This is a genomic window from Psychrobacter sp. TPE 89C (genome assembly GCF_055522395.1).
This window is the reverse complement of sequence record NZ_JBVFXW010000026.1, coordinates 1-20,169: the sequence shown is the minus strand read 5'-3', so window position 1 is coordinate 20,169 and position 20,169 is coordinate 1. Positions and strand designations below refer to the sequence as shown.

The following is a 20,169-nucleotide window of genomic DNA, read 5'->3' as shown; positions in this document are numbered from 1 at the left end:
TCAGATACCCCTTGATGAGCAATTTCCTAAGGTCTTTCGAGCCACGATGGATGATATTGGGCAGCAATATGAGTCGACTCATCATGATGAAATCACTGAATCGCAATTATTCACCCTTAATAAGCTCATCGCGACACGTGTGCCAGAATTAATTACTGACTATTTGAGCCTTGATCAGCACTATGCAAAAACAGTCATCATTGATAGGAATCAACAAAACACCAGCTATGACGTCGTGTTAAGTCAGTTAAATTCAATTTTAGACTTTTCACAAAAGCTGAATACTCAAAGCCAAAATGGGGTCGTTGATAAGTTACTAGCTAGCCGCTGATATCTGGATGATGTCTATAAAGAAAGTGGCATGGCAGCCGATAGCCTAAAGATAAAGTGAGTCTCGTATGTCTTATCACCAAACCACCCTTACGTTACCTGCTTATGCACGCGGTCTTCATATCATTACTCCGATAGTCGAAGACGCGATTGACCAGCTGATACCTCACTCTGACAATGCAGGATTGGTACATCTGTTTTTGCAGCATACCTCTGCTAGCCTAGCCATTAACGAAAATGCTGATCCCGATGTCAGACTAGATACCGAAGACTGGCTCAATAAAATCGCACCCGCTGATCAACCAGAGTATCGCCACACCCTAGAAGGTTCAGATGACTTGCCAGCCCATTTTAAAAGTATGCTGTTTGGCGTAAGTTTGACCATTCCACTTATTAATGGAACGCTAGGATTGGGGTCGTGGCAAGGTATTTACTTGTGTGAGCATAGAGACCATCTCGAAAAATATGGCGAGCAGCGAAAGCTGGTTATTACGGTTAATATTTGACAGCACCACTGACTCTTGCATCTTACTGTGCTTAAAGCACGCTTATTGGATAACTACCCTATTATGAACAACCTTACTTTAAACCTACTAAAATCCAAGTCTTACTATAAAGTAATCCCTGCTGTTTTCTTTAGTGCATTGCTACTGACTGGTTGCCAAAAAGATCCGGAACCTAAATCAGCTAATGAAGTGCAGACGGAAATAGCGGTACAAACAACGCCCGTCACGACTAATATCAACGGTATTGATGCTGATGAAAGCTTAGACAGCAATACCGACAGTAACACAGCGCAACCAACAGATTCAGAGAGTGATATTAACTTGAGTGAGTTAGAGGGTGATCTTAATACGACTAATACAGCAGCAAACAGTGCTGCTGTAGCACCCAATCCTGAGCAAGCCATTAAAGGTGCACAAATCACAGATGTCCGTTATAAAAATGCAGCAGGTGAAACCCTATCCGTTGTCTTTCAAACCTCGGCAGCAGGCATGCTTAATGCTATCCTCACTTTGCCCAATAAACCAAAGCTGACGCTAAGTGCACCAGAAGGCCAAGGTAATAACCCTACCTATCGCTCAAAAGATGGCAGTATCGAGCTGGTCAGTCATGCTGGTGGCGGTACTATCGACCTTGTCCAAAATAACAAAATCACTAGCTTTGATGCGGTCAGTGCGGAAGCAGAAGTCATCACTGAGTAATATCTGAGCCTTAACATTTATAAAAATTTGCCATAAAAAAGGCGGCATACGTTACGATTAAATAGTAACGTATGCCGCCTTATTCTTTTATTTTAGCCAAACCCAGTAGTTTGCCCGAATAGGCTGACCAACCAACTTATCACTGCCCATAATCCCCAACCAATCACCACAATGACGATTAATCCTAAAATATCAGGGATATGTAGGTACAGCCAAGCAACGATTGGATTACGCCAAAATTGACTGTTCTGTTGCTTATCTTCTAGGGATTGATGTAAAAATGGCCGATCCATATGCATCGTTTCGGTAATGCCATATTCATTATGTAGATGCTCGTGCACGATACCCAATGTCTTACGACTCGGACGAATAAATATATCGAGCAATGTCCCAATACCAGGCACGATACCTACTACCATATCAATGAGTGCTAGCCTAACTGCTGGCGTCATCTTATGTGCTGGCACACCCAATTGACGACCCAATATAAATGCATAGCTCGTCAGTGCCAGTCCTGCCAAATCGCCCGCCAATGGAATGGTTGAAAGCGCCGCATCCGCACCCATACCTTGTTTGGTGAACGGTATCCGTACTAACGAATCCATGGTATTGGCAAACTTTGCCAATTTACGCTCGGTCGCAATGACTTGCTCACGTGTTAGACCATGCTCAGCCAGTCTTGCCTGATAATCGATAATAGGCGTATTAGCGGCAGAACTTCCTTTCACTTTTAATTTCGACAATTTATCCATTGAACGTTGTCCATATACAAGCGATGGCAATGAGAGCAAAGACGTAACGTCCTACCCAAATGTTAGCCAAAAATGCCTGAAAGCAAGCCAATGCATTATAGCTAGCACAAGCACCATTTTGCTTAGCAAACATCATGGCTACCAGCGCCAAACCAAATACTGGCGTAACACCCAACGTAGTCGGCGCAAAATAATGCCACATGACCACGCCCATAATGAGCAAAAACAACGTTTGGAGTAGCGAAATAATAATCACATCATAGCGACCAAATAATATCGCCGTTGATTTTACCCCAATTTTCAAATCGTCCTCACGGTCAGCCATGGCATACTGCGTATCATAAGCCACCGTCCAGCACATATAGGCTAAAAACAATAACCAACACCAGATATCAGGAGCACCTTGTACGGCTACATAAGCCATCGGTATCGCCCATCCAAAAGCTGCGGCTAAAAACACTTGCGGCAGATGTGTATAGCGTTTCATAAACGGATAAATAAATGCCAATATAACGGCACCAAGCGACCAATAAAACACGGCAATAGGTAAGAAAAACAACAGACTGGCACTTAATAACACCAATACCAAAAACGCAGCGACGGCTTCTTTACCTGATAAACGCCTATCAGCTAATGGGCGTCCTTTGGTACGGGTCACATGGCCATCTACTTTTCGATCAGCAAAGTCATTAATCGCACAACCAGCCGCCCGCATAAAAATCGCACCTAGCGCAAATATTATAAATATTTTGAGATTTGGCAGCGCTGCCGTTGCTCCTTGCTGCTGCGCTTGACCCATCGCAGCCAGCAGCACGCCCCATAATGTTGGCCATAGTAGCAACTCAATGCCCACTGGCTTATCAAAACGGGTTAGTTGGATGTAGGCCTGTAATTTGTCTTTAAATGTCATGGCTTTCTATTATCATCAATATAATATGTTGTGTGCGTGTTTATAGACTTTGTTAAAAGCGCCTAGAATGACTGCTTAATGAACTGACTGCTGGCTACTGAACTTTTTTCCATAAGCGATTGGCATCAGCCAGTGATAGCTCAGGATACTGTTTGCGTAACGCTTTAATTGCCGGAATCTTATCTTTCTTCGATGCTTGCTGACGCAAAAAAGCCAATTGCTCTTGTGGATTGCTCAGCTCTTTTAGACGCGCTTCAAGCCGAAGGATTCGGGTACGCAAAATGATATTGATCAATAATAGCACCGCACCCATGGCCCAAATAATTAGCGTTGACATTCCTTGCTCCTAAATCCATTAGTTCTGATAAACAATCGCTATCAAACAAAATAACCATCAAAACGAACTGCTTCATTATGCCAGCTTTCATTGGGTTGTTGGCTTGCTAACAATGGCGCATGCTGAGGACGTTTTACGATAACGCGCCCAGAGTGCTGTGCACGCTTACTGACAACAGCTTTTGCAGATGCTAGCAGCTGGCATTCTTCGTCTGATGTTGGGGGTCTTGCCAACTGATGCAATGCTTGCATGTGCTTACCAACTTTAGCACCCTTGCCTGTCTTGTTATCTTGGTAGCTATCCTCTGGAAACATAGGGTCCAGATAGACGACATCGATGACGTTACTCTCGCTAGCATCTGACTCAACGTCTAATCCTTCAAAATAACTAAGCGCATCCGTATTTATGATATGTAAACGTGACATCAGCTTTTGCCAATTCGGCAACGTACTCATTCGCTGTTGCTCTACAAGTAAGAGCAATGCCATCAAAGGCTGCTGCTCAAGCATGAAGATTTGGGCGCCCGTACTACCCAATATCAAGCTATCATGCCCAAAACCCGCCGTCGCATCAATGATGCAGCTATCCGATGTGAGCTTGGCAGCTTGTAATAACAATTCAGACTTTCGTCCTGCACTCACCACACGACGTTGCAGTTTGTCCCACTCTGGTGCGACACTGAGTCCATCACTTAGCCATGATAGTTTGTTTTTATCATCCAATAGTAAGATAGGCTGAATGGCTGTTTGGCTTAATTGCTGACGACGCTTTTGCGTTAACTTATCGACAGACAGCTCAGCATTTAATTCGATGGGTAATCGATGCTGCTCTATCAATACTTGCAAGCTATCCACTTGGTCTTGCTGCGACTCATTAACATAGAGTAACTGGCATTGCATAAAGGCATTAGCCTGTTTAGAAGCGTGTGGCAAACTACTCATGACTACCCTCTTTTTTACTACTCATAAGGCCATCAATCATCATGATAGCTTAACCTGCCATTTGATAACCAAAGCCCCAAGCGGCGACCAATACGATGATACCAGTGATAATGCGTAACCAAGCAAAGATCGTAAAGTCACGGCGGCTCACCCATGCTACTAGCAAGCGAATACAGAGTAAAGCGACGATAAATGACACGACTGTGCCGATACCCAATACTAGCCAGTCTTCACTGTTGGTCAATACGTCACCATGTTTGATTAGATCTAATAATGCCGCGCCTACGATAACTGGAATACCTAAAAAGAATGAAAACTCTGCTGACGCTTTGCGCGAAACACCAAGCCACAATGCACCAATAATAGTCGCACCCGAGCGTGATGTACCTGGTATGAGAGCTAGACATTGCAGCAGACCAATCATAAGCGCAGTTTTCATGCTGACATCTTCTGCCTCTTCTGCAATGACCGTCTTAGGGCATTTTTCTACATAAAATATCAGCAGACCGCCGATAATGAGCATAATCGCAACGACGATAGGATTGAATAAATAAGCTTTAATCTCATCGGCAAAGGTAAAGCCAACGATCATCACAGGAATGGTGGCGACAATCAGGCTAAGTCCCAGCTGTCTTGGATTGGCCATGCCTTCTGCTTTACCCGTTAGCAAGCCCATGAACGCTTGCCATAGTCTGCCCCAATAATCATAGATAACGGCCAAGATAGCACCCAGTTGGACGACGACGACAAACAAATCGACCTTTTCTTTGGTCCAAAATCCCATTACATCTGCTGATAAAATTAGGTAGCCAGTGCTAGAGATGGGTAAAAATTCAGTGATACCTTCAACGATACCCATGATGACAGCTTGAATTAATAAAATGATATCCACGGTGGCTTTCCTAGATACAGACCTATTGGTTAGTACAGTTTTTAGTGTGTTGTTATATTTTACATAGCGCTAAAAATGACGGGGATTGACTACGCTTTACCTTGCTCTTTAAGGGTTTTCCAAGCTTGATTACGTAAGTATTTTGGTAACGCTTGTGATGCTTCGGTCCCACCTACCGCCATAAACTGGGCGATACCGAGCTGACCGATAACTACCGCATCCGGCGACACGTCTTCATGAAAAATCTGATTATCGTGCAATGTTAATAGACCTGAGCCATTACCGACGATGGCTATATCGAGCATAGTCTGACTGTCATAATCTAACAGCTGCTCAGTGCTATCACTATCAGCAATCAGCACTGGCTGCATAATGGCTGCTTCACTATCGATTACTGCATACTGTCCAAAATACACTTGCTGCATACGGGCATCAAGCGCGCTATATACTTGCGTCAGACCATACTGCTGATACGCACTCTGCGCAATTGCTTGCAAACTTGAAATGCCCACACATGGGATGTCATGTGCCACAGATAGCGCTTGCACCACTGCCGTATTGATTCTAATCCCACTAAATGCACCAGGACCTCGATTGAATATTAATGCCTGTATATCAGCAAGCTTTAACTGCGCTTCGGATAAGGCCGCATCAATCATTGGTAAAATCTGCTGAGTCTGCTGACGTTTACCAGTCTCGGTATGACTCGATAGCACCTGACCATTCGAATCCAAAATTGCGATTGAGCACTGATCAAACACGGTATCCATTGCTAAAAACATCATAACCTCGGCTTATAGTCTGGGCATTTTAAAGTAACTTGATAACTGAATATTATAAAAGCGTGCTTGCTTCATAAAATAGCGCCTATCATAGCATTTAGGGCTGACGAATTTTATCACTTTCTGCGTTTTCCATACTTTATCCATGAGCGCTGAATTGAATTAAAGGAAAAGAAAAAACCTCAAAACCATATCAGTTTTGAGGTTTCCATCAGAAAGTCATAGACAGTACAGTCAGTTATGGTTTAAAAGCGCGTTTTAAACTTTTTTGGCGCTTGATTCTGCATTTCCTGCATCTGCTTTTGCATCTCTTCGGTGCTCGGCATGTTATTTGGATCAAGACCCATCTGTTTTGCCATTTGCTCTGGATTTACATCCTTTGCGCCGCCTTGTTGGCCACCGCCGCCGAATAATGGACCACCACCGCCGCCACCTGCTCCGCCGCCGCCCATCAGTCCTTGCATAGACTTCATCATTTTACTGATACCTTCAGGCTTGGAAATCATTTTCATCATTTTTGCCATTTGCTTATGTTGCTTGAGCAAACGATTGACATCTTGAATCTCGCGACCAGAGCCCGCAGCAATACGACGCTTACGACTTGGGTTAATCTTATCAGGGTTTTTACGCTCAAATGGTGTCATAGAATTGATTAACGCTTCCATTTCACGCACTTTTTCTTCTGGCTTGGCGTCTTCGACTGCTTTTTGCATATCAGAGCCGCCCATGCCTGGCATCTTGTCTAAAAATCCTGCCATGCCGCCCATACTTTTCATTTGCTGGAACTGCGTCAAGAGATCCTCAAGGTCGAACTCGCCGCCCTTTTGCATCTTTTTCGCCATTTTTTCGGCTTTATCACGGTCGATTTTTTGCTCGACTTCTTCCACCAAGCTCAGTACATCACCCATACCAAGAATACGCTGAGCAATACGTTCAGGATGGAACAGCTCTAACTCATCTAGTTTCTCACCGCGACCTAAAAACTTAATCGGCTTACCTGTGATCGCACGTACAGAAAGTGCCGCACCACCGCGTGCATCACCATCCGTTTTGGTCAGAATAACACCTGTCAACGGCAACGCATCATTAAAGGCTTTGGCGGTATTGGCAGCATCTTGACCTGTCATCGCATCAACGACAAACAGTGTCTCAGACGGATTGACAGCAGCGGTTAGCGCCTTAATCTCATCCATCATTGTGTCATCAATATGTAGACGACCAGCCGTATCGATAATCAAAATATCTTGATATTGGATTTTTGCTTCTTCGATGGCACGTAGCGCGATATCGATTGGATTTTCATCAGCGCTTGAATTCACAAACTTAGCATTTACCTGACCTGCTACTTGCTCAAGCTGCTTGATGGCGGCTGGGCGATAGACGTCAGCTGAAACCAACATGACTTTTTTCTTATGACGCTCTTGTAAAAACTTGGCCAATTTACCAGCGGTAGTGGTTTTACCCGCACCTTGCAAACCTGCTAGCAAATAAACGACAGGTGGCTTACCAGTCATCTCTAACTGTTGGTTGGCACTGCCCATCATCTCAGTCAGCTCGTCATGGACGATTTTGACAAAGGCTTGTCCTGGCGCTAGCTCTTTCAGCACTTCAGCACCAAGTGCTTGCTCTTTAACACGCTTAACAAAGTCGCGAGTGACAGGTAGCGCCACATCAGCTTCCAGTAGCGCCATGCGCACTTCACGCATAGTGTCTTTGATGTTGTCTTCGGTCAGCTGTCCAGTACCCACGATATTACGCAGGCTCGACGATAAGCGTTCTGTTAAGGTATCAAACATAAATAACTCTCAGTTAAAATAATTCTCGGTTAAACCATTTGAATGGCTTATAAATAATATTAGGGTGCATTATGAGGTATTAGCTATTGGCTCACATTCTCTACAAATGCCCTATAAAAAATCGTATTATCAATACTATAGCATCAAGCAGGGTCAAAACTTATAGGGTTTTTGCAAAATCGTTCGCTCCTAAATATATCATTTAGGGCTATCCGTTCTATTTAACTTACTCTGGCTAAACATTTATAAGGAATACGCAAGATGGTACTCAATTGGCTGCCATTTTATGATAAATTGGATAATTATTCTAATCATTCCAATAATACCACTTTAGCATTCACCTGAGCGGCTATTTTCACTCAGTATGAGACGAGGCTTTATGTCTGTGCACCTTGCATTCTTACTTGCTAGCCTAGCTTATATCTTAGTCAGCATTTACATCGGTTGGGCGCTGATTCGAAGCACACCTATTCGGAAAGACATCAGCTTGGGTCTATTGACGGCTGGCATGGTCGCGCACGCAGTGCTGCTCTATCCCTATGTCGTAACTCTTTATGGTCTAAATTTTAATCTGTTTAATACCATTAGCCTGATTAGTTTGTTTTTCTTGTTTTTCTACATGCTATTTAGTCTCTATCGCCCCATTATTAGCCTTGGCATTTTAGCAGCGCCAACGGCACTTATGGGCATGACCATTGGTTATGTTGGTCGTGCCCCTTATCAGCCCATCACTGATATCAGCATCGGGCTTGAGGCTCATATACTGCTCTCTCTCGCCGCCTATTGTGTGCTGCTGATGGCAGCGGTGCAAGCGCTATTTTTACGCCTACAAATCCGCGAACTTAAGCATCATACGATTCATCGGTTTTGGGTCAATAAACTCCCTTCACTACAAAGTATGGAAAGCTTATTGTTCGATATGCTTTTGGTGGGCTTTGTCTTGCTCAGTATTGCGCTCGGCATTGGATTTGTCTATGTACAAGACTTGATGGCGCAGCACATTGTCCATAAGACCGTCTTTAGCCTGCTCTCATGGTTGCTATTTGGCACGCTACTATTTGGTAGTTGGCGCGCAGGGTGGCGTGGCAAACGTGCCGCTAATATTACTATTTACGCCTTTATCTTACTGGCCATTGGTTTTGTCGGTAGCAAGTTTGTTTTAGAGATGCTGCTATAAAACCAGCAAAAATATTGCGGTCGGCAGTAATATTTATTCCTACCGACCGCTATCGTATTAGATGAATTCTCTACTCGCTTTGTCTTAGTTAAAAACCACGGTCTTGTTACCTGCCACAATCACACGGTTCTGCACATGCCAGTTCACAGCGCGCGCCAGTACATTACGCTCGATATCACGGCCAATAGCACGTAGCTCCGTCACACCTTGACGATGCGTCACACGATGCACATCTTGCTCTATGATAGGCCCTTGATCCAGTTCAGCAGTGACATAATGCGCCGTTGCACCGATTAGCTTCACGCCTTTATCATAGGCTTGACGATAAGGATCTGCCCCTACAAAGGCCGGTAGGAATGAATGGTGAATGTTGATAACTTGCATCGGCCAACGCTTCACAAAGTCAGACGATAATATCTGCATATAACGCGCCAATACGAGCAAGTCATTGCCTGCCATCAATTCATGAATCTGCTCTTCTGCTTCAGCTTTATTATTCTTAGTCACTGGTACGTGATGGAAGGTGATACCAAAGTTTTCTACCGATTGACGTAAGTCAGGATGGTTGCTGACGACAGAGGTAATCTCGCAATCAAGCAGACCGCGCTGATGACGCCATAACAAATCTAATAACGCGTGATCAAACTTCGATACCAAAATACCGACCTTGGTTTTAATTGCATTATTGTGTAGTCGCCATTCCATATTGTGGCGTTTGGCGACCGTATGACCAAAACTGGCTTCAAAATTATCAATAATATCGCTCAGTCCTGCTAAGGCAAACTCTAAACGCATAAAATACTGACCGCCTTCATGGGCAGTTGAATACTGATCGAGAGTAATGATATTGGCGCCATAGCGATGTATAAACTCAGATACGGCTTGTACGATGCCTGCTTGATCTTTGCATTTAATCAGCAATGTCGCGGTATCGATAGCAACCGGAGCGGCTGTATTTATAGAAGTGGTACTCGACTGTATATTCGATGATGAAACCGTTTTTGTATTATCTGACATAGTAAACCCAATTAAAAATAAAACTCGCTACTAGGTTCAAATGCTAGTAGCACAGGAAACTGGCTATTTTAGTCTTTTTTGCGAGTCTTTGCTGACTGAGTTGATGATTTTTTATAATAACTGATACAAAATAACCTCAAGTGAAAATTAATCTTTACTATTAAACAATCAACAACATAGCCCATTCATTTCAGGGTATAATGACCACCCTTTAAACCAACAATAATCATAAAAATATTTGAGTATTCATCTCTTTTATGGTATAAATGTCGGCTTTAAAATTTTCTGAATTGGTATGCTTGTTATTTGCCTTTAGATAACAGTAATATCAACTCAACATTCATATAGTTTTGTTTGGTGCAAAGCTGCCGCTTGCTGTGTCCATGCCGCAAAAACGTGCAACTTGCCCAGACTGGTATGAGAAAAACTCATACCTCATAGATTAGGAGTTCGCCATGTCTCGAGTTTGCCAAGTGACTGGAAAGCGCCCTATGGTGGGTAATAATGTTTCGCACGCAAACAACAAAACCCGTCGTCGCTTTCTACCAAACCTTCATAACCATCGTTTTTGGGTAGAGTCTGAAAATCGTTTTGTACGTCTACGTGTGTCTACCAAAGGTATGCGCACTATTGACAAACTTGGTATCGATAAAGTGTTAGCAGATATGCGCGCACAAGGTCAAAAAGTTTAAGTTAAGACTTGCAGCTCGATATGTTGATAATTTTCAGCAATTGAGCTGCTTTTCTGCTACATCTTATGTAGCTACTTAATATTTTAGATCCGTACCTATCGTTTGAAGACCCCTCATTTACAGGAAAGCTATCATGAGAGATAAAATTAAGTTAGTATCAACAGCTGGTACTGGGTATTACTACACCACTACTAAAAACAAGCGCACTATGCCTGGCAAAATGGAAATCAAAAAGTTTGATCCAAAAGTACGCCAGCATGTGATCTTTAAAGAAGCTAAAATCAAATAATTACCATTTTTATCAATGGTTTTATCTGAAAAAAAAGGGTTTATCAATTGATAAACCCTTTTTTTCGTTTTGATTAATTATCCATCGCTAGCGACTAATCAAATCACTTATCAGCTGTAGTGCGTTGGCTCTTTGTCATAGACATGTGCATGCCATTGGCTCATCTGCTTTTGCATAATGACCTGAATCGCTGCATGAATCATGTGCTGACCAATCGCTTGAGTATCACTACCAAGCAGCTCTTTGAGTTTTTCAGAAAAATCAATGGTCATCAGTGGTGCTTCATCTTGTTCGGCATCACGCAATAGCAACCTACCATCATCCGCTTCTACTAGCTCAAGTGTTGTCTCTTTGGCAAATCCTGCAAATTGATCGGTACTCTCGTTATCTACTTCTATATCGTTATCGATATCGTATGGCATGAATTTGCTCCTTATTATCCCGTCCAATACTGGCAAAAAATCGCATATAGCCACATTATTGTTTTACAGTAATACGGGTAAAACTGTCTTACTCATACAATGGACGCTTTCACCTTAGAATTCAAGGGCTGTCACATAAGTCCTCTACATAGATGAGCACTTAAATAAGATATTTCTTATAAAATCAATGCCAGTAACGCAGCTTTCCTAGCGTAAATAAGAATGCCACAAACATGCCAAGGTAGTAAACAAGCTTTAGCTCAAGCGTGCGATCACGATATTTGAACGGTAGTGCAACGGTGGCAGTCGCGGTAGGCAGTATCAACAGCATAAGCAGCCAATTTTCGATGACATTTAGCCAACCTTGTAAATCCGTACCATTACGTAACGAAGCCAAGCCCAATAGCAAACACGCTATAATTAAGCTCGTAAACAAACCGTTTGGTAAATCTTTTGGGTAAATAATGTTGGCAATACTGGCTGGCATAATTCGCATGTAAAATCCCAGTCATACTTATATGGCATGACTTCATGATTAAAAAGTGTATAGAAAACAGCTTATAAAATATGACAACGCTACCTTATTAAGTAGCATCGTCTTTGCTGCTAAAGCCTTTAACTATAAGTACCCATCAACCATAGCATCGAAATACAAGACGTCAAATAGCCCAAGCTAATAGCATTCCAGCTCTCGATATGCATACCTTTGACCTTGTTGAAAATACGTGATCCTACCCAGAACAACAGGGGAATACCCAGTACAAATGAGGGCACAATTACGGCTGCATGGCGCAATACTTCTCCGACATCATCGCCGACCATTAGACGAAAGCCATAACCTGCTAGACTGAGAACGAGCGCAAACACCGCTAGGCCAATAGTGATACCTTTCGGAACTAAGCTACGTTGCTGCGCTGTGCTTGCTGCTGGTTCCGGCGACACTGACGAGTTTATTGAATTTTTTGTGTCCATATTTCACCTACCTTTACGTAACTTGCTGTTAGGCATCGTTATAAGTTATACAGCATATTTTTAGACTTTGTTGCTCCAATAGCATTGGGGCATTTTCGCTATCACACTATACGGCAGTGACTGGCAGTTATTGACAGCTATTGGCAATTATTAACAGTTATTAGCCAATGCAAGCTCTACACGCATAGCGTCGATAGCAGCCTTATAGTCTTCTTGGTTAAATATCGCAGAACCTGCGACGAACATATCAGCGCCTGCCTCAGCTATCGCACGAATATTACTGGCTTTGACACCGCCATCGACTTCTAATCTAATGTCTCGGCCACTGGTAATAATACGCTGACGAACTTGGCGCACCTTGTCCAGAGTGCCCTCAATAAACGACTGGCCACCGTAGCCAGGGTTGACACTCATCAGTAGAATTTGATCCACTTTATCCATGACATAATCTAAATAATGTAATGGCGTTGCTGGGTTCAATACCAGACCACATTCGGCACCACCATCTTTAATGAGCTGTAACGAACGGTCAATGTGTCCACTGGCTTCTGGATGAAAAGTAATAATGCTCGCACCCGCTTCCAAGAACTGCTCAATCATACTATCGACAGGTGACACCATCAGATGTACATCGATAGGTGCATCAATGCCATAGTCGCGCAGCGCCTTACAAATCATACTTCCAAACGTTAAATTGGGTACGTAATGATTGTCCATCACATCAAAATGAATCACATCGGCACCCGACTCTAATACCTTTTCGACTTCTTCGCCTAAACGTGCAAAATCAGCTGAGAGTATCGATGGTGCAATAAGATATGGTTTAGAAGGACTAATCATAATTGAGCTACCTAATTGATGTATAAATAAAGTATTAATAAAATAGAAAGAAACTTGCAACTGGTGTGTCTATTATAGCAGGCATCAAGCGACTGATATTGAGTGCAGATGACTAGCGCTGCTTGTACTGAGTTTTACAATAAGCACGCCCGACGCCAAAATCTCGTTTCGCTTGATGTTTGGTAGCGCGGTTGCTCACTCGCTGACGCCATAACCGAAAAGACGACGGCTTGAGCTCTTGGCGCATGAGTTTGATAACTCCTGCTTCATTGAGACCATAGCTGTGCTCGATAGCGCCAAACGGTGTCCTGTCTTCCCATGCCATCTCTATCACTCGCGAGACTTGGGTCTCATCAAGCACTCGATCGCCAGCGTCATTGATATTTTTTGCAATAAACTCATCCGAGTTAGCTTTAGAGACTTGTTCACTGTTGTTATGCTGCTTATTTTTTAGAGCAGCATCCATTTCAGCTTGCATAGTCTCAAGTGCTGACGGCGCACTTTTAGACTCTGAGTGGGTGTTACGTATTGAATGAGCATCGGAATTAGATGCTGTTAAATCTTGATAACTTGCCATAATTTTACCTTTTAAACATTAGCGCGTGTTGAGCGGCGGCTTAGTGAAAAGATTTCGCTTCAATGCCTAGCTAAGTTGTGCCATGCGCCAATGATGTTCGATATGGTCGTTGATAACGCTTTGAATAAAATAATAACTGTGGTCGTGACCTGCCTGATAACGCAATGTTAAGGGCTGTTTGGCTTTTTCACAAGCCTGTTGTAACTTAGACGTTTGTAACTGACCTTCTGCTAAGAAATTATCCGCAGCGCCTTGATCAACCAAAATACTCGAGTACTGCTGACCGACTTTTTCGATCATTTTTGAGGCATCTGCTTGCGACCATAATGACTCATCCTTACCAAAATACTCAGTGTAAGCAGCCTCACCCCATGCTGAACCACTGGCAGCGCATACTGGCGACAGTGCAGAAACACTGACAAACTTACTTGGGAATTTAAATCCTAAAAGCAGCGCACCGTGACCACCCATTGAGTGCCCTGTGATACCAATGCTATGGATTGGGAACTCTGAGCGCAGCAAATCATATAGCTCATCGACAATGTAGCTTTGCATATTGAAGTTGTCTGCCCAAGGTGCTTGGGTAGCATCAACATAATAGCTAGCCCCTTGACCCACAAAGTAGCGCTCATCATTGGGCACATCATGGCCTTCACTACTGCGAGGAGAAGTATCGGGCGCAATCAATATCATGCCAAGCTCACTACATTTTTGCTGGAAATGCGCTTTGTGCGTGACATTATCAGCATTACAAGTGAGGCCTGACAAGTAAAGAATCGCTGGGCAAAGTCGGCCAGCAAGCGCTTCGTCAGGCAGATAAATGCTGAACGTCATTGGCGTTTTGGTAGACGTTGATTGATGACTATAATAGTGTTGCTCGCCATCAAAACAGCGATTCACACTTTTCTTTGTCAGCGGTGAGTTGGCGGATAAACTGTGATTATAAGAATGATTCATGAGTGATGTTCCTTTTGTTCAAAGCAAAATACACAATATTTAGTTTGTAGTACTGGCGGTCTCAACGACTGGCTGATTACCATCATTGTTATTAACGATATTAATAGCCGTATCGGACTCGTTAGTAATACTAGCGACAGATGGTCGAGTGTTATCAAATAACACTTGTTCGAACGCAGGCAATGCTGTTTCCATGAGACTACCAATGACCATCTGCGGCTCTGATGGCTCAAAGCCCATTAAGTTCTCGCGTTCACTAACACGCAATCTCGCGTCTTTAAATGCTGCCTCAAAACTGGTGTTACTTCGCAGACTCTCAGCAAAAAATGCTTGCCCAAAGTAAGTCATCTCTGCTGTATTGGTACAGCCAAATGAGGCTTTATCAGCAGCAGAGGCAGTAATCACCACCGTGGTTGGAGATGCTAAGTCATCGATAAATGATCCTGAATAACAAGCAGATACTACAATTACACGCCAGCGGATACCTGACGCATCTAGCGCCTCACGTAGCCAAGCGGCATCTAAATTATCCATCTCAATCGGTGGGTTGGCCAGTTGTATAATGTCCTCGTTGCCATGTGAAGATAGCGTGAGGAATAACACATCTTCGTCGGCATTCATCTGCTGACCGATTCTTTTTAGACCACGCAAGATACTGGTCTTGGTAGCGATTGGCTCATCCATCCAGCTATAGGTGTTGTTAATCAATGAAAGTGAGTGCCCGCTGGTGCCAAAACGCACATCAAACAGCTCACGCACCTTATTAATTTCAGAACGGAAAACGTTTTGATTAGAGAAGCCTGCAACGCCCATAAAATACCAGTCGGTCTTACCTGGCGTACTTGGATCAATGCTGTTTAATGCTTGCTGTAATAAACGTGGCTGCTCATATAATGCCGCTTCTTCTAAAACAGGCTCTACAGGAATCTGCTTAAATATCGGTTGGTCAGCGACATTACGCTGCCAAATCGTGAGAAGTGCCACAGCACCTACCAGTACGATCACCCGCTCCCACCACGGTATACGCAAGCGATGGAAGAAAATCCACATCAACGCTAACGTCTGCCACAAAAACAGCACTAAAAATAAGACGGGTAAAAATGAATAACTCCAATTGGGCAACCAACCATAGCTACTCAAGTATTGCACCAAGCTCTGTAATAGCGCTGACAATGTATCAGCAACCAACCACAAGACCACGGGCACAAAAACCAGCGCTTGATTACCAGCACGCCGTGCCAGAATAATGCCGCTCAATAGGATAATCATCGGCCAAATTAGATAACTGACCAACCCTTGCTCATTAAAGATACTGCCACTTTCGGCAGCCAACCAAGAAAACAATACATTGCTACCGAGTGCTAATAGCGCAAACACGGCAAACTGTATAAAAGTGGGTTTGACCCAAGAAAACGCACGCGTCGACCCTACCAGCATCCATAAGGTTGCAATAATATTGGCAGCGAAGTTGAGCGAAAAGCGCTGAAGAGATACGGTTTTTAACGACGCAAGTGACAAAGACTTAGACCTCTAGCCAGCCGAGAAAATAAAGTGAGTCAATGATAAGTATAGTCGGGGTAATTTAGAGTTAATACAAGGCAACCGAGTGTAAATAGTACAGCTGTACCACACACAAGATTAGCACCCTATCAATCTACCAATACTTTGACTATATTTTAATATGTTAGCCATTTAATGCCTGTAATTTACATTTTTGCGTGGCATATAAATATCAATTTTATATTTAATTCACTATGAAATGATTATAAGAGGCATCAAATACTGCCTAATAGTTTAGCTCGCTAATCTATCGCGATTGTAACGGATTGTCGGTCAAGAGGATAAGGCTGATTTGTAAAATTTGCTCATATTTGAGCTGAAAAACCAACAAAAAAGAGGCCTTGCGTACAAGACCTCTTTTTTTATTAAATATCAGTCATTATCTCATCAATAACTCATTAACACGTTTTAGATAAGCGGCTGGATCGTCTAATTGACCGCCATCTGCTAATAACGCTTGATCAAAAATCACTTGCGCCAAATCATCAAATTGTTCGCTGCTCTCAAGCTTCTTAATCAATGGATGATCAGGGTTTACTTCAAGCGTTGGTTTGCTTTCTGGTACGTCCTGCCCCATCTGCTTAAGCATCTGAATCATCTGCGGTGACAGCTCACCTTCACCCACAACTAAGCAAGCTGGGCTATCAACCAAACGAGTAGACACTTTAACGTCTTTAGCACGTTCGCTTAGAGCCGCTTTGAGCTTATCGACTACTGGCTTTAAGGTTTCTTCTGCTTTTGACGCTTCTGCTTTTTCTGCTTCATCTTGCAAGTCGCCTAAATCTACTGCGCCTTTCGCGATGTTTTGCAGCGGTGTCTCATCGAATGAAGTCAAGAAATTCATCGCCCACTCATCGACACGACTGGTCATCAAAATAACTTCGATACCTTTCTTTTTGAACAGCTCAAGTTGCGGGCTATTTTTTGCCGCAGCCAAATTATCAGCCGTTAGATAGTAGATGGATTTTTGACCCTCTTTCATGCGCGCTTTATAATCTTCAAAGCTGGTCTTTAGACCGTCTTGCGTGCTGGTGGCATAACGAAGCAACTTGGCAATACGTTCTTGATTGCCCATGTCTTCGCCAAGACCTTCTTTGATAACATCACCAAACTCTGCGTAGAACTGCGCAAACTTTTCTTGCTTATCGCTGTCTTCGCTATTGCCCAAACTTGCCAATGTCGTCAAGATACGGCGCGCGTTACCATCGCGGATAGACTTCACATCACGAGACTCTTGTAACAGCTCACGGCTGACGTTTAGTGGCAAGTCTGCTGAATCGATAACGCCTTTAACAAAGCGCAGATACATCGGTAGCAGCTGCTCTGCTTCATCCATAATGAAAATACGTTTGACGTATAACTTGAGGCCATGTTGCTGCTCTCTAGTGTACAAATCTGCTGGTGCTTTGTTAGGGATATACAGAAGCTGCGTATACTGAACACGGCCTTCGACACGGTTATGTGTCCACGTAAGTGGTGCATCCATGTCATATGAGATGTTTTTATAAAAATCAACATACTCATCATCTTCAATCTCAGATGCTGAACGTGTCCATAATGCACTGGCCTTATTAATGGTTTCCCATTCGTCAGTCAATACCATCTCGCCACCAGCAGGCGCCTGATCATCAGTGCTGTCGTCTTCGGCTACGTCTTCTTGCCAGATCTCTTTACGCATTTGAATCGGTAAGCTGATATGGTCAGAATATTTATTCACTAGGTGCTTGATTTTACCACGATCTAAATAGCTGTCTTCGCCTTCAGAGTACTCTTCTTTTAAGTGCAAAGTGATTGCAGTACCGCGTGTGGCTTTGGTGATAGGCTCAACTGTGAAGCTACCTGTACCATCTGATACCCAGCGCACACCTGTATCTGCAGGCTCGCCTGCTTTACGCGATTCAACGCTAATCCTATCTGCCACGATAAAGCCTGAATAGAAACCAACCCCAAACTGACCAATTAATTGGCCTTCTTGCTTTTGCGACTCAGAAAGTTTATCTAAAAATGCTTTGGTACCTGACTTGGCAATCGTACCCAAGTTTTCGATAGCATCCGCTTCATTCATACCAATACCATTATCGGTAAAGGTAATGGTTTTAGCATCTTCATCAACAGCGATGCGAATTTTTAACTCGCCATCATCTTCATAAAGGCTGTCATCATTGGTACCTTCAAAACGCAATTTGTCACAAGCATCAGAGGCATTAGACACTAATTCACGGACAAAGATATCAGCATTAGAATACAGTGAATGCGTCACTAGATGTAGCAACTGCGCCACTTCTGCTTCAAACGTATGTTTTTTTAATTCTGGATTCAGACCTTCAGCTTGAGTTGCTTCACTCATAAAAACTCCTTTAAATTCTATGGAAGACCTATTATAAGATAACGATAAACTTGCCAGAGCTGACCTACTAATACTAGAAAACCTGCCGTGTGCAATATCGTTAAACTGTCTATACTAATAGGGGCATAGAAGAAAATTTCAAGCGCAAAAGGGTTATTCAATAAAAAACACCGCCTTAGTTTCCTAAAGCGGTGTTTTCAGATAGTACTTATTGTTGCTCAGTACTCATAAAAGCTTTCTTTAAATAGTAAACAACTTAAGTTGCACAGCTTATTCTGAATAAGCTTCTAGCAATATATCCAAAATAGTAGTCAATTTTTTTGAAAAACGATTGTCCTTTTTCATAGTAACCTTCAGTGCAGTCATATTGTCTTGGTAGACACCATTACAACCGATTACTATAATTATGTAAAATATATTAAATACATGTTTTTGTTTTGTTTTTTAAAACAATAAAAATCATTGAATGTTTAGCGCGGCATCGGACGAATCGTTAAAATTTGCTCACTGCGACCAAAAGGTCCATGTACATCATGCAACACCCCACTGGTCAGCCCTATCCCATCATCGCCGTATTGCTGCATGGCTTCAATACCGAGCCAGCGACCTTGTGGTATACGGTGCATATGAATTTGCAAATCAGTATTTGGAAACATCCATTCTAACTTTGACAACCCAAGACCAAGTCGCGGTACGACACCATTAGCGGTATCAACCATGCCTAGCAAGTGCACCATGTCATCGGTAGGTTCGCCTTCGATCATTTCCATATCATTGGTAATCCACACCATCCCTTTACCAGGGCGACGGTCAGGTTCCGCAACTAGGCGTACGCTTTCAATAAAACCACCCGGCCAGCCTTTCATATCGTCCCAAACTGGCAAATCTTCAGGTTTATGTTTGGCTTTTTGGTCTTCAAGCCCTGCTATAGGACTGGTATCTTGCGTCATGAGTCGCCACGCTCGTGCAATAATAGCGTCGCGACCGCGACTGCTCATCACTGCCTCAACTAGCTCAATGGTCTTGCCCGGACGAATACAACGCGTGGTAATGGTAAAATCGTCAAGCGGTATTAACCCCAAGATATCGAGACTAATACGGGCAATACGGGTACCTGCTTGCGGTGCATAGCCTTTTAGTTCAGCAGTAAGCAAGCCTGTCGCTGGTGCCATATGTTGCTCATGCTCATTCCAAGCACCTTGTGCATGCTTGGTTGGCTGATAATATGCAACGCTAACGCCATCATCCTGTTGTTCTCTTTTTATAAACTTATAATAAGCGGTCATAACTGTCCTATGTTTTTGCTTTTTATTTTATTGAGTAAGCTCTTGCTTTCTTAGCATGAGGATATTACGAGCTTTTCTTATAAAAAAT

The 20,169-nt window shown here is 43.1% G+C and carries 23 protein-coding genes; 6 read left to right on the top strand and 17 right to left on the bottom strand.

Going from position 1 to position 20,169, the window contains the following annotated elements; genetic code table 11:
* Window positions 1-46: 46 nt before the first annotated feature.
* The 3 genes from ACZW67_RS09115 (at window position 47) to ACZW67_RS09105 (ending at window position 1,535) form a co-directional block, all read left to right on the top strand.
* Complete coding sequence (locus ACZW67_RS09115) at window positions 47-331, top strand: hypothetical protein (protein WP_465182995.1); 285 nt, start codon at window positions 47-49, stop codon at window positions 329-331.
* Window positions 332-398: 67 nt separating this feature from the next.
* A complete protein-coding gene (locus tag ACZW67_RS09110) occupies window positions 399-836 on the top strand; it encodes a secondary thiamine-phosphate synthase enzyme YjbQ (RefSeq protein WP_465182994.1) in 438 nt (145 codons plus the stop codon).
* A 63-nt stretch (window positions 837-899) separates the two neighbouring features.
* Entirely contained in the window at window positions 900-1,535 is a 636-nt protein-coding gene (locus tag ACZW67_RS09105; protein ID WP_465182993.1) for a hypothetical protein, read from the top strand.
* A gap of 92 nt (window positions 1,536-1,627) precedes the next feature.
* Here the strand turns inward: ACZW67_RS09105 and ACZW67_RS09100 are convergent, their stop codons facing one another.
* From ACZW67_RS09100 to ffh, 7 genes are all read right to left on the bottom strand, one after another.
* Window positions 1,628-2,287 (bottom strand): DUF4112 domain-containing protein, encoded by a 660-nt coding sequence (locus ACZW67_RS09100; RefSeq protein ID WP_465182992.1) that lies wholly within the window; start codon window positions 2,285-2,287, stop codon window positions 1,628-1,630.
* The gene (gene ubiA, locus ACZW67_RS09095; protein WP_465182991.1) at window positions 2,280-3,197 is read right to left on the bottom strand and encodes a 4-hydroxybenzoate octaprenyltransferase; all 918 of its coding nucleotides are present in this window, start codon (window positions 3,195-3,197) and stop codon (window positions 2,280-2,282) included. The genes ACZW67_RS09100 and ubiA overlap by 8 nt, the downstream gene beginning before the upstream one ends.
* Window positions 3,198-3,291: 94 nt before the next feature.
* A complete protein-coding gene (locus ACZW67_RS09090) occupies window positions 3,292-3,534 on the bottom strand; it encodes a hypothetical protein (RefSeq protein WP_465182990.1) in 243 nt (80 codons plus the stop codon).
* Window positions 3,535-3,575: 41 nt separating this feature from the next.
* Window positions 3,576-4,475 carry a class I SAM-dependent methyltransferase gene (locus tag ACZW67_RS09085; RefSeq protein WP_465182989.1) on the bottom strand — a complete coding sequence of 300 codons (900 nt, stop codon included), beginning with the start codon at window positions 4,473-4,475 and terminating at the stop codon, window positions 3,576-3,578.
* 49 nt (window positions 4,476-4,524) lie between these two features.
* A complete protein-coding gene (locus tag ACZW67_RS09080) occupies window positions 4,525-5,367 on the bottom strand; it encodes an undecaprenyl-diphosphate phosphatase (protein WP_465182988.1) in 843 nt (280 codons plus the stop codon).
* 89 nt (window positions 5,368-5,456) lie between these two features.
* Window positions 5,457-6,149, bottom strand: a complete 693-nt coding sequence (gene tsaB, locus ACZW67_RS09075; protein ID WP_465183012.1) for a tRNA (adenosine(37)-N6)-threonylcarbamoyltransferase complex dimerization subunit type 1 TsaB — start codon at window positions 6,147-6,149, stop codon at window positions 5,457-5,459.
* A gap of 245 nt (window positions 6,150-6,394) precedes the next feature.
* On the bottom strand, window positions 6,395-7,945 hold the full coding sequence (ffh, locus tag ACZW67_RS09070) for a signal recognition particle protein (RefSeq protein WP_194197687.1): 1,551 nt from the start codon (window positions 7,943-7,945) through the stop codon (window positions 6,395-6,397).
* 385 nt (window positions 7,946-8,330) lie between these two features.
* On the opposite strand from ffh, the gene ACZW67_RS09065 reads away from it, so the two are divergent.
* Complete coding sequence (locus ACZW67_RS09065; RefSeq protein WP_413786940.1) at window positions 8,331-9,122, top strand: cytochrome C assembly family protein; 792 nt, start codon at window positions 8,331-8,333, stop codon at window positions 9,120-9,122.
* Between the two features lie 84 nt (window positions 9,123-9,206).
* Here ACZW67_RS09065 and purU read toward each other — a convergent pair whose 3' ends face one another.
* Window positions 9,207-10,139, bottom strand: a complete 933-nt coding sequence (gene purU / locus ACZW67_RS09060) for a formyltetrahydrofolate deformylase (protein WP_465182987.1) — start codon at window positions 10,137-10,139, stop codon at window positions 9,207-9,209.
* A gap of 455 nt (window positions 10,140-10,594) precedes the next feature.
* Here purU and rpmB point away from each other — a divergent pair, with 455 nt between their 5' ends.
* Complete coding sequence (gene rpmB, locus ACZW67_RS09055) at window positions 10,595-10,831, top strand: 50S ribosomal protein L28 (protein ID WP_010201401.1); 237 nt, start codon at window positions 10,595-10,597, stop codon at window positions 10,829-10,831.
* A gap of 133 nt (window positions 10,832-10,964) precedes the next feature.
* Window positions 10,965-11,120 carry a 50S ribosomal protein L33 gene (gene rpmG, locus ACZW67_RS09050; RefSeq protein ID WP_010201403.1) on the top strand — a complete coding sequence of 52 codons (156 nt, stop codon included), beginning with the start codon at window positions 10,965-10,967 and terminating at the stop codon, window positions 11,118-11,120.
* 110 nt (window positions 11,121-11,230) lie between these two features.
* Here the strand turns inward: rpmG and ACZW67_RS09045 are convergent, their stop codons facing one another.
* From ACZW67_RS09045 to ACZW67_RS09005, 9 genes are all read right to left on the bottom strand, one after another.
* The gene (locus ACZW67_RS09045) at window positions 11,231-11,542 is read right to left on the bottom strand and encodes a hypothetical protein (protein ID WP_110923263.1); all 312 of its coding nucleotides are present in this window, start codon (window positions 11,540-11,542) and stop codon (window positions 11,231-11,233) included.
* A 184-nt stretch (window positions 11,543-11,726) separates the two neighbouring features.
* On the bottom strand, window positions 11,727-12,038 hold the full coding sequence (locus ACZW67_RS09040) for a hypothetical protein (RefSeq protein ID WP_194197684.1): 312 nt from the start codon (window positions 12,036-12,038) through the stop codon (window positions 11,727-11,729).
* Between the two features lie 119 nt (window positions 12,039-12,157).
* The gene (locus tag ACZW67_RS09035; protein WP_465182986.1) at window positions 12,158-12,514 is read right to left on the bottom strand and encodes a hypothetical protein; all 357 of its coding nucleotides are present in this window, start codon (window positions 12,512-12,514) and stop codon (window positions 12,158-12,160) included.
* Window positions 12,515-12,664: 150 nt separating this feature from the next.
* Window positions 12,665-13,354: a ribulose-phosphate 3-epimerase gene (rpe, locus tag ACZW67_RS09030; RefSeq protein WP_110923266.1), complete on the bottom strand. Its 690-nt coding sequence runs from the start codon at window positions 13,352-13,354 to the stop codon at window positions 12,665-12,667.
* 112 nt (window positions 13,355-13,466) lie between these two features.
* Window positions 13,467-13,715: a TIGR03643 family protein gene (locus tag ACZW67_RS09025; RefSeq protein WP_227676205.1), complete on the bottom strand. Its 249-nt coding sequence runs from the start codon at window positions 13,713-13,715 to the stop codon at window positions 13,467-13,469.
* Window positions 13,716-13,997: 282 nt separating this feature from the next.
* Window positions 13,998-14,888, bottom strand: a complete 891-nt coding sequence (gene fghA / locus ACZW67_RS09020) for an S-formylglutathione hydrolase (RefSeq protein WP_465182985.1) — start codon at window positions 14,886-14,888, stop codon at window positions 13,998-14,000.
* 39 nt (window positions 14,889-14,927) lie between these two features.
* Window positions 14,928-16,406, bottom strand: coding sequence for a C13 family peptidase (locus ACZW67_RS09015; RefSeq protein ID WP_465182984.1), 1,479 nt, complete (start codon window positions 16,404-16,406; stop codon window positions 14,928-14,930).
* A 421-nt stretch (window positions 16,407-16,827) separates the two neighbouring features.
* Window positions 16,828-18,795: a molecular chaperone HtpG gene (gene htpG, locus ACZW67_RS09010; protein WP_465182983.1), complete on the bottom strand. Its 1,968-nt coding sequence runs from the start codon at window positions 18,793-18,795 to the stop codon at window positions 16,828-16,830.
* A 470-nt stretch (window positions 18,796-19,265) separates the two neighbouring features.
* The gene (locus ACZW67_RS09005; protein ID WP_465182982.1) at window positions 19,266-20,081 is read right to left on the bottom strand and encodes a thioesterase family protein; all 816 of its coding nucleotides are present in this window, start codon (window positions 20,079-20,081) and stop codon (window positions 19,266-19,268) included.
* Window positions 20,082-20,169: the final 88 nt, after the last annotated feature.